Below are 13,600 nucleotides of genomic sequence, written 5' to 3'. Positions count from 1 at the left end.
CCGCGCCGATCACGGAGCCGTGCCCGCCCGACGACGTCGATCAAGGAGTTGTGCCCACTCTCCGCGCCGATCACGGAGCCGTGCCCGCCTGGCGACGTCGATCAAGGAGTTGTGCCCACTCTCCGCGCCGATCAAGGAGTTGCGGCGGGGTGTCGGACGAGAATCGCCGACCACTACTCCAAGATCGGCGCGAAAGCCGGGCGCAACTCCAAGATCGGCGCGGGGGTGAATCAGGTCAACAGGAAGGCGAAGGCGTTCGGGTCGTCGGGGTCCTCGACGACGGTGGCGGTCAGGCCGGCCTCGGCGGCCAGCACGGCGAAGCCGTCCCGGGTGTACCAGTGGATCAGCCACGGCCGGTCGACCACGGTGTCCTCGGTGGCCGTGTGCCGCTCGTAGCGCAGCGTGGTGAGCTGGGTGCGGGCCGCCTCGTCCCGCTCCTCGGCGACGACCCCGCAGCGCAGCACCGCGCCGTCCGGTGCCGTGGTCTCGCTGTACTCGCCGATCCCCTCGGCGCCGACCGACTCCGGGACGAACAGCGGCACCAACGCGACACCGCCGTCGTCGAGGTGGGTCCTGATGCGGCGCAACGCTTCCAGCGCGGTGTCGTCGTCCGGCAGCAACGTGAACGTCGGCCCGGCCAGGAAGATCGACCGGTACCGCCGCGGCAGGCCCAGCGCCTCCATCCGCTGCTGGTACACGGTGGCCTCGACGCCGGCGTCGGCGGCGTTGCGGCGGCAGCGGTCCAGCATGTCCGCGGACGAGTCGACACCGTCCACGTCGAGCCCGCGCCGGCGCAGCTCGATCAGCGGATCGCCGTCGCCGCAACCCAACTCCAGCGCCGGCTGCCCGTGCTCCGCGACGAACCGGACGTACTCCTCGGGATCGTGGCTGGACGACTTGAGCGGTGCGTACAACTCCGCCACGATCCCGGTGTAGAACTCCGCAGGCTGCATCCGCCCATCCTCACCGAGATTCCGCGCCGCTGTCCCCCCATTTCCGGCTACCCGCGCCGGCCGCTTTCGAGTCCCGGCACACCGGTGGCGGGCACCCGGCACCGAGCGCAGCGCCGACCGGACCGCGCTCATCCCGCCGGCGAGACCGGCTCGTACGGGTGGAGCGTCAGCGCGGAACCGTCCCAGCTCGCCCGCACGGCGAACGGGAACCGGTCGACCTCCAGGCAGAGCGCGACATCGTCGGGATGCGCTCCCGCCCGTACGCCCGTCGCCAACTCCGTGGCGGCACCGGACCCGGCCGCCCGGCGGACGTACCCGGCGGCGTTCGCCCCGGGCTCGGTGACCGCCCGCGCGATGTACTGCGCGCAGGCCAGATCCTCCTCGGCCCGCCCCTCCTCGCCGGTGACCACGAACGTGGCGCTGTCGCGTCCCCGCAGTACCCGGGCGGTCGCGGTCGCCACCACGAAGCTCGCGCACAGCACCAGCGGCGCGTCCTTCACAGCGAGCGCACCCACCGTGCCGGCGGTGGTCTTCTGCACGACGGTCCGGCCGGCGAGGTCGACGGAACGCAGTTGGCCCGGCGAGTTGACCAGCCCGAAGCCCGGCGCGGGCGGACCGTCCTTGAGCGCAACCCAGTCCGGGTGGCGGGCGGTGAGCGTCAGCGCCTCGTCCAACGACTCCGCCAGCACGATCTTCTCCGCGCCCCGGGCAAAGCACCACGGCGCCACCGTGAACGCCCGCATCACGTCCACCACGACCGCCACCGACGGCGTGCCGACCAGCTCCTCGATCCCCACGAAACGAGCGTCCATACCAAGGATGATCGCCGGATCGTGCGTTCAGGTAATACCCGCATTCCGCCGCGGACGGAGAACGCCTATTCCCTGAACGCCGATGAATGGCTCATACCGTACATATCCTCCATCGAGCGAACCGCCGCACTCGGCGTGCCGACTGGTGTCGCTATTCCTTCACCCAGGAGCCGCGCTGTGGGGCGGTCTGGATGAGGCCGCGTTCGCGCAGCAGCGCCATGGCGTGCCGGACGGTCGTTCGGGCCACGCCCGTCTCCTGCACCAGCGTCGACTCGCTGGGCAGCTTGTCTCCCGGCTTCAGCTTCCCGGCGCGGATCTGCGCCTCCAACTGGTCCGCGATCTGCTGATAGACCGGAGTCGGGTCCTTCATATCGACCGTGATCGCCACGTCGACCAGCGTATGTACAGGTCAGACGTCTTAGGCGTCCGCTTCGACGTACTCGTAGTAGACGAAGTATACGAGATGGCGTACTCTCGGGCCCGTTCCACGAATCACCAGGCGGCTCTCGGGGAGCCATTGCGGGGCGCCCCGAGAGCCTGACCGGTATTGGAGGTACCGGCTGTGGCGAAGCCTAAACCAACTGCGACATACGTGTTGTCCGCGGACGATATCCGGGCGGGCGATCAGGTGTTCATCTCGCCGAGTGCGGGGATCCACGGGCACGGGTGTTGGTGGGGGATGGTCGTGTCGCGGATGCCGGCGCTGGTCAACGGGGCGGTCTACCTGCGGGTGGTGCCGGTCGACGAGCTCGGCGACGACCCCAAGGTGACCACGTTCTACGCCCGGCTGTCCGGCCTGCTGGTCCGGCGGATGCCGTGACCGTCCCGATCGCGTTGGGCTGGCTGTTCACTCTGGTACTCGCGTTCGTGCTCGGCGCCGCGCACGCCCACCACGACCGCTGAGCGGTCAGCCGCCGACACCCACCGCGGCCGCCAGATCGACGCCGCGCACGGTTGACTGCGAGCCTGTGACCGGCCGGTACGGGGCTGCCGGAGCACCTGCCGGTGACCAGGCCGGTTTCGTTGTCCTACAACGGTTCTGACCACGGCTGGGCTCAGGGTTCCGGCTGCGGGACGGCCTGCGGGGCGCCGAAGGAGCGGCGCAGGGCGGCGTCGAGATCGGCGACGTCCCGCCGGAAGACGGTGACCCGAGCGGCGCGCAGCGTGACCGACAGTATGCCGAAGGCGATCGCACCGACGGCGCAGATGACCAGAGTCGGCACGATGCCCGCGATCGCGCTCAACACGGCGCCCACCGCCATCGGGATCGTCAGCACGGAGTAGAGCGCCGTGAGGAACCCCTCGGACCGGGCCTCCCGGACCCGACCGCTCAGCACCGCGCCAGCGTCGCCGTCCTGCAGCACGCCGTCGAATCTCGGGTTGGCGTGCCGGTAGGTGCTCGGCAGGTGACACCGCACTCTGCCGTCGGGACCGAGCCGTATCCGCGGACGATCGACGCGGGCGACGGACCGGTCCGGCGACGATCGGGCCGACTCCCGCGCCGACACGACGCTGGCCCCGGGGAGCTCGATCGTCAACGTACGACGCTGTCCCGGCAGAAACAGCCGCATGAACCCCCCTGATGGCCACCGGACACCGACGAACGAACAGGGCGGGCCACGGCGGCGGAACGGACGACCGGGTACGGCGACGCGTTGTCCGGCGACGACGCGGGCGAGCCTATCCGGCTCGGCCGGAGCCGCAGGGCACCCGGTCGACCGCCACCGGCCCGGGTCACACGTAGCCGAACAGCTCGGTCCAGTAGTAGCCGTAGCTGCCGCCGCGGGCGAAGCCGATGCCGGTGGCGTGCGAGTCGCAGTTCATGATGTTGGCCCGGTGGCCGGAGCTGTGCAGCCACGCCTGTACCGCGTCGTGCGGGGTGTGCTGGCCGGCGGCGATGTTCTCCGCGGACGGCTGGTCGTAGCCGGCGGCCTTGGCCCGGTCCCACGGGGTGCTGCCGTTGGGCGCGGTGTGGTCGAAGTAGTTGTGCGCGGCCATGTCCTCGCTGTGCGCGCGGGACGCCTTGGCCAGCCGCGAGTCGTACCGCAGGGCGCCGCAGCCGGCGGACCTGCGCGCCGCGTTGATCTCGGTCAGCACCTGCTGCTCGTACTGGCTGGCCAGGCTGGTGCCGGTCGATTCGCCCGACGAACCGGAGCCGGCCGGGTGCGACGCGCTGGCCGAGTGGCGGGGTTTCGCGGACCTCTTCGCCCGCGTCGAAGGGCTGGCCGACGCCGACGGCGACGCGGACGCCGACCCGCTCGGCGACCCGGACGGGGTGGCACGGGCGTTGCCCCGGCTGGCGCGGTCCGGCCCGCCGCGCCCGTCGTCGATGCCGAACGCGGTACCGACGACGCCGTGCGGATGCTGGTGCACCCAGTGCCAGCCGTACCCGCCGGCGGCGGGCACGGCGATCGCCAGCGTGACGGCGACGAGCACCGCGATGCGCCGGCCGCGGTGGCGGCGGGTGCGGTGCCGGCCGGGTCCCGGCGACGGCGTGCCGGCGGTGGGCGTGCCGGCTTCGCCGGGCGGGGTCCAGCCGAAGTCGCGAAGGGTGCGGCGGATCTGCGGTGTCTCGTCCGGTGCCGATCGGCGGGCCGCGCGCATCGCGTCACCGTATCGGGCGACGTACCGGAAGCGCAGCCCATACGTGGCGCGCGCCACGGAAGCGGACATGGGCGCTTTGCCGGTAACGAGAAATCTTCCATCCAACCGAAGCTCTGGCGAAAGTTCTCGACCAGGAGAATAGTGACGGGCGTCGTGGAACCTTTGCGCATCTGGAGCTGCAATGACACGTTCCCTCTCGGTCAGCAGACGCACCCTGCTCGGTGGCGCGGCCGCGGTCACCGGAGCACTGGTCGTGCCCGGTAGCGCCCTTGCCGCGCCGAGCCGCGGCGAGCCGGCGACCGGCGACGTCCCGATCAACTACCACGCCCACACGAAGTTCGCCGACTGGCTGCGCGGCCACAACGACGGCACCGTGGCGTGGCCGGGCCGGCGGCCCGGTGTGGTGATCGCGCGTCCGATCGGCACCACCAGCTACACCGACCCGCACACCAGCACCACCCGCGAGTACGAGTACGCGACGTGGACCTCGCCGGTGTACAAGCTCAACTTCGGCGCCACCGAGCTCGTCTCGTCGTGGAACGCCGACACCCCCGCCGGCACCTGGATCCAGGTCGAGATGCAGGGCAGCTACACCACCGGCAACAAGACCCCGTGGTACGTGATGGGCCGCTGGACCGCCGGCGACAGCGACGCCGACATCCGTCGTACCTCCCTGGACGGGCAGGGCGACGAGTGGTCCGGCGTGTACACCGACACGTTCCAGGTCGACTCGGACGACGCCGCCAACGGCGTGCTGCTCACCGACTACCAGCTGCGCCTCACGCTGTACCGGCCGAAGGGCAGCCACGCCACCCCGCTGGTGTACCGGCTGGGCGCGTTCGCGTCCACCGTCCCGGCCCGGTTCGACGTGCCGGTGTCGACGTTCGGCCTGAAGCACGGCGTGGAGATCGACGTCCCGACTTTCTCCCAGGACATCCACGCCGGCCAGTACCCGGAGTACGACAACGGCGGCGAGGCCTGGTGCAGCCCGACGTCGACCACGATGGTCCTGTACCGCTGGGGCAAGCACCCGACGGCCCGCCAGCTGGCGTGGGTCGACCCGAGCTACGCCGACCCGCAGGTCGACTACTCGGCCCGGTACACCTACGACTACCAGTACGAGGGCTGCGGCAACTGGCCGTTCAACGCCGCGTACGCGGCCACCTACGGCGGCCTGGACTGCATCGTCACCCAGATCCGCTCGCTGAACGAGGCGGAGCGGCTGGTCGCCAGCGGCATCCCGGTGGTCTGCTCGGTGTCGTTCTACGCCAGCGAGCTGGACGGCGCCGGCTACAACACCTCCGGCCACCTGCTGGTGATCGTCGGCTTCACCGACGACGGCGACGTGATCGTCAACGACCCGGCGTCGGCCGACGACAGCAAGGTGCGGCACGTGTACAAGCGGCACCAGTTCGAGACGATCTGGCTGCGCACCAAGCGCCACCTGACCAGCGGCAGCACCGGCAGCGGCTCCGGCGGCGTGGCCTACCTGTACAAGGCCTCGCACCTGCCGTGGCCCCACCCCACCGACCGGCACAACCCCAACTGGGGCTGACCGGCCACCGCCACCGGCCGCGGCGTCTCGCCCGGACGCCGCCACCGGCCCCTCGGGTACCCACCCGAGCGTCCGGCCCGCCGGGCGTCGCGTTCCCCCACGCGGCGGCCGGCGGGCCGACCGTCACGCGGCTCCGGCCACCCGGCGGGGCTCGGTACTACTTGTCGTTCTCGTCGTCGCCGGAGAGCGCGGCGCGCAGCCGCTGCTTCTCCTCCTTGCGCCGCCGCACCGAGCCGTCGATGCGCTCGGCCATCTGCTCCCGCCACTTGCGCAGCGCGAAGTAGGACAGCGGCATCGAGACGACCAGCGCGATCATCAGCGTGACGAACAGGTTGAGCCCGAACGGGTACACCACGGCACCGATGACGACGAACAACCCGATCCGCCCGAGCGTGTACTTCACCGCAGGGCTCACCGTCGTGTCTCCTCACAACTCATTCGACGAAGCGGATGCCGTAGAACCAGACCGGCGCGTACACCAGGACGCCGACCGCGGCCCCGACCGAGCCGGTGACCAGCGCCGGCAGCCCCGACGCCAGGTAGGCCAGCCCGTACCCGGCGGCGCCGCCGACCAGGATCGCGAGCAGCAGCGCGATCAGCATGATGCCGAGCCGGGAACGCACCCCGCGCCAGGCGCGGAAGTCCTCGACGTACAGCCAGAGCGCCAGGATCGCGATCAACCAGCCGCGGGACGAACCCACGTCGCCGACCCCGGCCAGCGAGCTGAGCACGTCGATGACGGTCAGCGCCAGGAACGCCACCACCAGCCAGACGACCGCGGCGGCGATCAGGTCACCGAACCGCGTCACCCGACCGTCCGGGTCGCGGCGCGGAAACCTCGCCCGCTCCATCGCACTCCTGCCCTCGCCGACAGCTGTTCGGGCCTGCTGCGCGGTCCGCGCCGGCCGAGGACCACACCAGCCCCCTGACCGAGGGTACGCGGGCCGCCCGGCGCCGCCGTCCGCCGCCGGCCGTCGTACCGGTCGGGCATGATCGCGGCGTGACCGAGGCAACCGAGTACCTGTCCCGGATCGGGCACGCCGGCCCAGTGCGGGCCGATTCCGGCACCCTCACCGCGCTGCACCGCGCGCATCTCGCGGCGGTGCCGTACGAGAACCTCGGCATCCAGTTGGGGCGGGTGCCGACGCTGACCCGCGACGCGCTGTTTCACCGGGTGGTCGACGAGCGCCGCGGCGGTTTCTGTTTCGAGCTGAACGGTGCGTTCGGGCTGCTGCTGATCGAGCTGGGGTTCGAGGTGCGGTTCGTCCGCGCCGCGGTCAACCGGCTCCGGGACGGCGAGTCCGCGTGGGGCAACCACCTCGCGCTGCTGGTCGGCACCGAGCGCGGGCCGATGCTCGCCGACGTCGGCTTCGGCGACGGGTTCCTGGCGCCGCTGCCGCTGGTGATCGGCAGCCACCGGCAGCCACCGTTCGAGTTCCAGCTGCGCCGTGACCTGACCGGCGTCTGGCACCTGGTGCACCACCAGGCCGGGATCGCGCCGGGCTTCGAGTTCCGTACCGAGCCGCTGGCGCTGGCCGACTTCGCGCTGCGCTGCACCGAGCTCGCCAGCGACCCGGCCTCGTCGTACGTGCGGACGCTGACCGTGCAGCAGCCGCGCGCCGACCATGCGCTGAGCCTGCGGGCCCGGTCGCTGACCCGCTCCGCGCTGACCGGCCGGGACACCCGCGAGCTGACCGACGTCGACGAGTTCGCCGCGGTCCTGGCCGTCGAGTTCGGGCTGCCTCCGCTGCCGCCGGCCGACCTCGCCGCATTCTGGCGCCGCGCCGGCGAGCAGCAGACCGCCTGGACCGCCGCGCAGCGGTCCTGAGGCGAAGCCGGTCCGAACTGCGGTGATCTGCGTAGCGGCAGGTCACGATTCGGGGCTGGCTGTCCGCGCGGGGGTCGCGGCGACCACGTTTGACAATATTCTCCGGTGTCGGCACCACTTCCCGCATATCTCTGCCATAGCCGGAAGGGACCCCTCATGACCCCACCCCAGCACGGCATCAGCCGCCGCACCGTCGTCCGTACCGGCGTCGGTGGCGCGGCCGTCGCCGGCGCCGCCGGCCTCGGGCTGCTCGCCGGCGCCGACGCCGCGCTCGCCGACTCCAGCGCCACCGCCGCCGACGCCGCGGCCCCGGCCACGAAGATCCCGTGGATCATCGACTGCGCCAGCTGGAACGCCCGGTTCGTACCGGACAGCGACCTGACCATCCTGAAGGGCACCACCCGCAAGATCGTGGTGCACCACATGGCGTTCCCGAACGTCACCGACTACTCCGAGGAGCACGCCAAGCAGCTCGCGCGCGACTGCCAGGACCTGCACATGGACGGCAACGGCTGGGCCGACACCGGCCAGCACTTCACCGTCAGCCGCGGCGGGTACGTGCTGGAGGGCCGGCACGAGTCGCTCCCGTCACTGGAACTCGGCACCCAGCAGGTGCAGGGCGCGCACTGCGTCGGCGAGAACACCCAGTCGATCGGCATCGAGAACGAGGGCACCTACATCACCGAGACGCCGACGGTGAAGCAGTTCGCCTCGCTGGTGCGGCTGTGCACCACCATCTGCCAGCAATACGGCATCCACGCCTGGAACATCTTCGGCCACTGGGACTGGAACAACACCGACTGCCCCGGCATCGCGTTCTACCGCGAGTTCCCGACGCTGCGCCGCGAGGTCGCCGCCGCCTGCGGCGAGCACCTGCGCGACGTGCCGGCCCGCAACTGGCCGGACATCTTCACCTCGTCCGCCGGCTCCACCGTCACCACCCTGCAGTACCTGCTCGTCGCGAACGGGTACGACACGGTGACGCCGAACGCCGCGTTCGACGCCGCGACCAAGGCCGCGGTGCAGGACTTCCAGGCCAAGCACGGTTTCGAGGTGGCCAGCGACGGTACCGTCACCCAGCCGACCTGGGAGGCGCTCGCACCTCGGCTGCTGCCGCACGCCACCGGGGACGCGGTGAAGGCGGCGCAGAGCATCCTCGCGCACAAGGGCTACGACGTGACCGTCGACGGCACCTACGACGGCGCCACCCGCCAGGCGGTACGCGAGATGCAGCGGCTGCACGGGCTGCCCCCGAACGGGCTCGCCGACACCACCACCTGGTGCGCGATCCTCGGCGGCATCGTTCGCCAGGAGTTCTCCAACCTGCACCACTGACCCACCGGCGCCGATCGTGGCGCCCGCCCGAGCAGGCGACACGATCGGCGCCGGGCCCGACCGAACCGGCGTCCCGGCCCGGCGGGCCCGCGCGGGTTGACTCCCCCGGCTTTGTACCAGTACATTCTTTGTACTGGTACAGTCGAGAGGGGTCGCGATGAGTCCGGCCATCTGGATCGCCGTGGGTGTCGCCGTGCTGTGCGCCCTCGCACCGATCACGCAGGGCGGCCTGCGACGCAGCAACGAGAAGCACCTGCAGGGGTACGTGCGCAAGGTACGGCTCCCGCTGCCGGCCGAGCTGCGCGCACCGCTGCTGCGCCGCATCGCGGCCCGGGAGCGCTGGTCCGTGCTCGGCGGGTCGGTCGCCTTCACCGTCGCCTTCGTCGTCGTGCTGGCGGCCGGCTGGCGGGAGCAGACCGGCGTGGTGACGATGCTCGCGCTCGGCATCGGCGCCAGCGTCGGCGGCGTCGCGGCGATCATGACCGGCCGGCACGCCCTGAACCCCGACGCACCCCGGGTCGCGCGGGCCCGCGCGACCTCGCTGCGCGACTACCTCACCCCCGGGGAGCTGCTCACGATCCGGCTCGCCCCGGTCGCCGCCCTCGCCTCGGTCGTCGCGGCGACCGTCCTGCTCGCCGTCCTGTCGCCCGGGCGTACGTCCGGCGCGGGGGCCGGGCCGAGCACCGTCGCCTGGGTGGCCGCGGCCGCCACCCTGCTGGTGTGGGCGGCCTCGGAACTCGTCGCGCGCCGGGTGTTGTTGCGGCCCCAGCACGCCGCCTCGCAGCTCGAACTGGCCTGGGACGACATCTGCCGCGCGGACGCGCTGCGCGGACTGTTCGCCAACGCGGTGATCATGGCGGTCGTCACCTCGATCACCGCACTGTTCGCGGTCGGCATGACGGTGACCGACCCGCAGGTCAGGCACGGCGCCATGGACCTGACCCTGGTCCTCGGCCTGGTCATGCTCGCGGTCAGCACCGCCGCGATCCTCGGGATGCTCGTCCCCGGCTTCGTCGCCCACACGGGTCCGTACCGGCAGCGCGTGCTCCGGCGGCTGTGGGCCGGGTCGGAGCTGACCGGCGCCGGTTCATGAGCACGGTGCTGCGGATCGACCCGGCCGACCCTGCCCCGCCGTACGAGCAGCTCCGCTCGCAGCTGATCGCGCAGATCGCCGGCGGGTCGTTGCCGCCCGGCACCCAACTGCCACCGGTACGCCGGCTCGCCAGCGACCTCGGCCTCTCGCACAACACCGTGGCGCGTACCTACCGGGAGATGGAGGCCGCCGGTTTCCTGCGCACGCTGGGCCGCCGGGGCACGATCGTGGCGTCGCCGTCCCCCGCCGACCCGGGGATCCACCAGCAGGCGGTCGAGCTGACCCGGCGGTACGTCGGCGCGATGACCGACCTCGGCGTCGATCGCGCCGCGGTGCTCGGCTACGTGCAGCGTGCCAGCGGCCAGTGAACGGCCGGAACGTGCGACCGGCCGGTCAGGTGAAGACGGACTGGGGTTGGGCGCGGCGGTCGGACTGGGGGGTGGCGGGGCCGTAGTCCTGGATCGTGCTGAAGTCGGGGGCGCGGTGGACCGGGGTGCCGTTGGCGTCCCAGATCAGTTCGGCGACGTGCTGCGGGTCGAAGCCGTCCGCCGGGACCAGCAGGTCGGCGACGCCGAAGTCGAGCAGCAGCTGCGCGGTCGACTCCGGGTGGCTGGCCAGGTCGCACCCGATCGTGACCGTCGGGTCGAACAGCAGCCGGCACACCGCGAACAGCGTGAGGATCTCCGCCGGCGACACCTCGTGGCCGTCCGGCCCGGCCGCGGCGCGCACCGGCGCGAACACCCGGGCCGGCTCGTCGCGCCGCGCGAGCAGCTCGGCGACCCGGTCGGCGGCCGGCTGCCCCGGGGCGTACTGCCAGGTCAGCACGTGCGGCGTCGCGGCCAGGTCGGTGACCGGCAGGTACGTGGTGACCGCACCGGCGGTGGCCGTCCGGCGGGCGTGCGCGAGACCACCGAGCCAGGACAGGTCGTCGCCGTCGAGCAGCGCGACCCCGTCCTCGGCGGCCAGCCGGGCACCGGCGGCCAGCCTGGCCTCGATGTCGGCGCGTACCGACAGTTCTGGCGCCGCCATGGCGCAACTCCTCTCACCGGCGCCGACCTGCACCGGCACCGTCTGCGACTGGTACCGAGGAGCCTACGAGCCCGGTTCCGGTGCGCCCGGCACCCCCCTCGCTCACAGGCTTTTGTAACCGGCGATCGGTGGAAGGTTCGTGGCCGGTGCCGTACCGTGGTGACCGCCTTGGCGAGGTTCATCAGGGTCTGCGGCCAAAGTCGACGACGGCGGCCGCGGCGCGCAGCTTGGCCGCGGCGACCGGGCCCGGCGACCGTGATGCGGGATGGTGACATGCGGAAAGCGGTACGGCGGACAGACCGCAGGATGAGACGGCGGCCGTGGTTGGCGGCCGTCGGTCTGGCCGCGGTCATCCTGCTCGCCGGCGGCACCGCCGCCGCGACCGGCGGCAGCGCCGTCTCCGCCGCACCGAACGCCACCGGCGCCGCCGCCGTGGACGGCGGCCCCAGCGGCGCACCGGCCGCACCGCCCGACGCCGGCGCCAACCCGCAGACCGGCGGCCCGGTGGTCCCGCCGAGCACCGGCAGCACTCCCGGCAGCACCGGCCTGCCCGCCGCGGGTACCGACCCGACCGGGCCGCTGAGCAGCCGGATCGCCACCCAGACGGTCAAGGTGCAGACGCTCGCCGAGCAGGCGAAGCAGGCCCAGGACCAGATCGACACCACGAAGTCGAACGTGGACGCGGCGAAGCGCAACCTCGACGTGGCCCGGCAGGAGATGAACTACTTCCAGGGCCAGGCCGGTGACAACGGCAGCAAGGCGTACCGCAGCGCCGCGAAGATCCCGCGCCACCTCGACCCGTCCGCCCGGGAGTACCGCCAACTCGCGAAGCTCGCGCCGTGGCTCGCCGAGCCCGGCACCGTGCAGGGCAGCTCGGCCGGCGCGTCGTACCGGCAGGCCAAGAAGCTGTACGCGGCGGCCGACGCCGCCTACCAGAAGGCGCTGAAGGACCAGCGCACGGCGAAGGACCAGTACGCCTCGCTGCGCAAGCAGCTCAAGCAGGCCCAGACCGACCTGAAGAAGCTGCAGGACCAGAACAACGCCTCGCTGTCCACCCTGCAGCAGCAACAGCAGCAGGCCACCCAGCAGTACCTGGGCACCATCGGCGGCGCGGTCGACGGCATGCAGGCCAACCCGAAGGCGCTCGCCGCGGTGAAGTTCGCGGTGCACCAGGTCGGCAAGCCGTACGTGTGGGGTGCCGAGGGGCCGAACGCCTACGACTGCTCCGGCCTGGTGCTCGACTCGTACCAGCACGCCGGGGTGGCGCTGCCCCGCATCGCCGACCAGCAGTACCGGGCGACCGCCGGCTCGCCGGTGCCGCTGTCCAAGCTGCTGCCCGGCGACCTCGTCTTCTACGGCAACACCCCCGGGGTGTCCACGTCGATCTACCACGTCGCCATGTACGTCGGGCACGGCAAGGTCGTGCAGGCGCCGACGTTCGGCATCCCGGTGCAGGTGGTGCCGCTGTCGCTGGGCGGCTTCTACGGCGCCACCCGGGTGGTGCCGGCGGTCAAGAAGAAGCCGACCAAGCCCAAGCCGCCGGCCTCCCCCAGCCCGTCCCCGTCGGGTACCTCACCGAGCCCGTCGCCGTCCGGCTCCACCGGGGCCACCCCCGGCGGCCCGTCGACCTCGCCGAGCACGTCCACGTCGCCGTCCACCTCACCGTCCGGCGGTGACGGCGCCTCGCCGTCGCCGAGCTGCTCGGCGAGCCCGTCGCCGTCCGGTTCCCCCTCGCCGAGCCCGAGCCCCAGCCCGAGCCCGTCCGGGTCCAAGAGCCCGTCGCCGACCTGCTGAATCACCCACCGGTGAACGACCTGGACACTGCATGCCGGTACCCCGTCGGTACGGTCCGTGCGGGCGGTCGGCCACGTCCCATGATGTGGGCAAACTGGGTGGTCCCTGTCAAATGAGTGCCGCCGATGCCTCGTAGGCTCACGGGGCCGGGTCGATGGTGACCGGGCAGCGTGACGTTCCCTTCGATGGGCCATGCGCAGCGTGGGCCTGATCGCGGCGATATGGCACCGTGAAACGGAGCGTTTGCCGGAAGCCTTGGGAGGGCTCGATGGAAGACCGGACGTGTTCGACGTGCGGTGAGCGCGTGCCACCGGCCGTGGGCATCTGCCCGCGCTGCGGCACGCCGGTCGACCAGCCACCGGCTGCCGGCCAGTACCGGGCGTCCACCGGCTCGGCGCAACCGCCGTCCTGGCCGCCGGCCGGCCAGCCGGGCGCTCCCGCCAGCCAGCCCGGCGCCGGGCCGTGGGGCGAACCGCAGGCACCGGCGGGCAGCGGCCCGTGGGGCGAGCCGCAGCCACCCGCCGCGGGCGGCAACGCCTGGGCCGAGCCGCCTGCCCCCGGCACGGGCGGCAACCCGTGGGGCGAGCCCCGGCCGGC

At 72.3% G+C, this 13,600-nt stretch carries 15 protein-coding genes and 1 pseudogene; 8 read left to right on the top strand and 8 right to left on the bottom strand.

The features are described 5' to 3' along the window. Nucleotides 1–230: 230 nt before the first annotated feature. The 3 genes from NUM_RS03995 to NUM_RS03985 form a co-directional block, all read right to left on the bottom strand. On the bottom strand, nucleotides 231–953 hold the full coding sequence (locus NUM_RS03995; RefSeq protein ID WP_207123174.1) for a class I SAM-dependent methyltransferase: 723 nt from the start codon (nucleotides 951–953) through the stop codon (nucleotides 231–233). Nucleotides 954–1,081: 128 nt separating this feature from the next. After that, nucleotides 1,082–1,765 carry a 2-phosphosulfolactate phosphatase gene (locus NUM_RS03990; protein WP_207123173.1) on the bottom strand — a complete coding sequence of 228 codons (684 nt, stop codon included), beginning with the start codon at nucleotides 1,763–1,765 and terminating at the stop codon, nucleotides 1,082–1,084. A gap of 151 nt (nucleotides 1,766–1,916) precedes the next feature. Then, nucleotides 1,917–2,153: a winged helix-turn-helix domain-containing protein gene (locus NUM_RS03985; protein ID WP_225918315.1), complete on the bottom strand. Its 237-nt coding sequence runs from the start codon at nucleotides 2,151–2,153 to the stop codon at nucleotides 1,917–1,919. A gap of 291 nt (nucleotides 2,154–2,444) precedes the next feature. Here NUM_RS03985 and NUM_RS03980 point away from each other — a divergent pair, with 291 nt between their 5' ends. Continuing rightward, entirely contained in the window at nucleotides 2,445–2,585 is a 141-nt protein-coding gene (locus tag NUM_RS03980) for a hypothetical protein (RefSeq protein ID WP_207123172.1), read from the top strand. Between the two features lie 235 nt (nucleotides 2,586–2,820). On the opposite strand, the gene NUM_RS03975 is transcribed toward NUM_RS03980, so the two are convergent. Together NUM_RS03975 and NUM_RS03970 are read right to left on the bottom strand one after the other, a co-directional pair. Further along, on the bottom strand, nucleotides 2,821–3,303 hold the full coding sequence (locus NUM_RS03975) for a hypothetical protein (RefSeq protein WP_207123171.1): 483 nt from the start codon (nucleotides 3,301–3,303) through the stop codon (nucleotides 2,821–2,823). A 196-nt stretch (nucleotides 3,304–3,499) separates the two neighbouring features. Then, the gene (locus NUM_RS03970) at nucleotides 3,500–4,438 is read right to left on the bottom strand and encodes a CAP domain-containing protein (protein ID WP_207123170.1); all 939 of its coding nucleotides are present in this window, start codon (nucleotides 4,436–4,438) and stop codon (nucleotides 3,500–3,502) included. Nucleotides 4,439–4,550: 112 nt separating this feature from the next. Here NUM_RS03970 and NUM_RS03965 point away from each other — a divergent pair, with 112 nt between their 5' ends. Further along, nucleotides 4,551–5,924 carry a C39 family peptidase gene (locus NUM_RS03965; protein WP_207123169.1) on the top strand — a complete coding sequence of 458 codons (1,374 nt, stop codon included), beginning with the start codon at nucleotides 4,551–4,553 and terminating at the stop codon, nucleotides 5,922–5,924. A 157-nt stretch (nucleotides 5,925–6,081) separates the two neighbouring features. Here NUM_RS03965 and NUM_RS03960 read toward each other — a convergent pair whose 3' ends face one another. Continuing rightward, a complete protein-coding gene (locus tag NUM_RS03960) occupies nucleotides 6,082–6,339 on the bottom strand; it encodes a DUF4229 domain-containing protein (protein WP_207123168.1) in 258 nt (85 codons plus the stop codon). Between the two features lie 19 nt (nucleotides 6,340–6,358). Further along, nucleotides 6,359–6,775: a hypothetical protein gene (locus tag NUM_RS03955; RefSeq protein ID WP_207123167.1), complete on the bottom strand. Its 417-nt coding sequence runs from the start codon at nucleotides 6,773–6,775 to the stop codon at nucleotides 6,359–6,361. A 149-nt stretch (nucleotides 6,776–6,924) separates the two neighbouring features. On the opposite strand from NUM_RS03955, the gene NUM_RS03950 reads away from it, so the two are divergent. From NUM_RS03950 to NUM_RS03935, 4 genes are all read left to right on the top strand, one after another. Next, complete coding sequence (locus NUM_RS03950) at nucleotides 6,925–7,752, top strand: arylamine N-acetyltransferase family protein (RefSeq protein ID WP_207123166.1); 828 nt, start codon at nucleotides 6,925–6,927, stop codon at nucleotides 7,750–7,752. Between the two features lie 156 nt (nucleotides 7,753–7,908). Beyond that, on the top strand, nucleotides 7,909–9,087 hold the full coding sequence (locus NUM_RS03945) for a peptidoglycan recognition protein family protein (protein ID WP_207123165.1): 1,179 nt from the start codon (nucleotides 7,909–7,911) through the stop codon (nucleotides 9,085–9,087). Nucleotides 9,088–9,244: 157 nt separating this feature from the next. Continuing rightward, a complete protein-coding gene (locus NUM_RS03940; RefSeq protein ID WP_207123164.1) occupies nucleotides 9,245–10,180 on the top strand; it encodes a hypothetical protein in 936 nt (311 codons plus the stop codon). Further along, the gene (locus NUM_RS03935) at nucleotides 10,177–10,548 is read left to right on the top strand and encodes a GntR family transcriptional regulator (RefSeq protein WP_207123163.1); all 372 of its coding nucleotides are present in this window, start codon (nucleotides 10,177–10,179) and stop codon (nucleotides 10,546–10,548) included. Before NUM_RS03940 ends, NUM_RS03935 begins: the two co-directional genes overlap by 4 nt. 25 nt (nucleotides 10,549–10,573) lie before the next feature. Here the strand turns inward: NUM_RS03935 and NUM_RS03930 are convergent, their stop codons facing one another. Beyond that, on the bottom strand, nucleotides 10,574–11,209 hold the full coding sequence (locus NUM_RS03930; RefSeq protein ID WP_207123162.1) for a hypothetical protein: 636 nt from the start codon (nucleotides 11,207–11,209) through the stop codon (nucleotides 10,574–10,576). Between the two features lie 306 nt (nucleotides 11,210–11,515). On the opposite strand from NUM_RS03930, the gene NUM_RS03925 reads away from it, so the two are divergent. Both NUM_RS03925 and NUM_RS03920 read left to right on the top strand, forming a co-directional pair. After that, nucleotides 11,516–13,003 carry a C40 family peptidase gene (locus NUM_RS03925; RefSeq protein ID WP_207123161.1) on the top strand — a complete coding sequence of 496 codons (1,488 nt, stop codon included), beginning with the start codon at nucleotides 11,516–11,518 and terminating at the stop codon, nucleotides 13,001–13,003. Nucleotides 13,004–13,307: 304 nt separating this feature from the next. Next, nucleotides 13,308–13,600, top strand: a pseudogene (locus tag NUM_RS03920) (hypothetical protein); the annotation flags it as partial.

The organism is Actinocatenispora comari (genome assembly GCF_017312725.1).
Classification (GTDB): Bacteria; Actinomycetota; Actinomycetes; order Mycobacteriales; family Micromonosporaceae; genus Actinocatenispora; species Actinocatenispora comari.
This window is presented reverse-complemented; position numbering and strand designations above follow the sequence as displayed.

What these genes read in the sequence shown, in the direction of transcription:
- NUM_RS03965 (WP_207123169.1), top strand. Translation starts at nt 4,551, where the DNA reads ATGACACGTTCCCTCTCGGTCAGCAGACGCACCCTGCTCGGTGGCGCG.
- NUM_RS03995 (WP_207123174.1), bottom strand. Translation starts at nt 953, where the DNA reads ATGCAGCCTGCGGAGTTCTACACCGGGATCGTGGCGGAGTTGTACGCA.
- NUM_RS03925 (WP_207123161.1), top strand. Translation starts at nt 11,516, where the DNA reads ATGAGACGGCGGCCGTGGTTGGCGGCCGTCGGTCTGGCCGCGGTCATC.
- NUM_RS03990 (WP_207123173.1), bottom strand. Translation starts at nt 1,765, where the DNA reads ATGGACGCTCGTTTCGTGGGGATCGAGGAGCTGGTCGGCACGCCGTCG.
- NUM_RS03935 (WP_207123163.1), top strand. Translation starts at nt 10,177, where the DNA reads ATGAGCACGGTGCTGCGGATCGACCCGGCCGACCCTGCCCCGCCGTAC.
- NUM_RS03930 (WP_207123162.1), bottom strand. Translation starts at nt 11,209, where the DNA reads ATGGCGGCGCCAGAACTGTCGGTACGCGCCGACATCGAGGCCAGGCTG.
- NUM_RS03970 (WP_207123170.1), bottom strand. Translation starts at nt 4,438, where the DNA reads ATGTCCGCTTCCGTGGCGCGCGCCACGTATGGGCTGCGCTTCCGGTAC.
- NUM_RS03940 (WP_207123164.1), top strand. Translation starts at nt 9,245, where the DNA reads ATGAGTCCGGCCATCTGGATCGCCGTGGGTGTCGCCGTGCTGTGCGCC.
- NUM_RS03945 (WP_207123165.1), top strand. Translation starts at nt 7,909, where the DNA reads ATGACCCCACCCCAGCACGGCATCAGCCGCCGCACCGTCGTCCGTACC.
- NUM_RS03955 (WP_207123167.1), bottom strand. Translation starts at nt 6,775, where the DNA reads ATGGAGCGGGCGAGGTTTCCGCGCCGCGACCCGGACGGTCGGGTGACG.
- NUM_RS03980 (WP_207123172.1), top strand. Translation starts at nt 2,445, where the DNA reads ATGGTCGTGTCGCGGATGCCGGCGCTGGTCAACGGGGCGGTCTACCTG.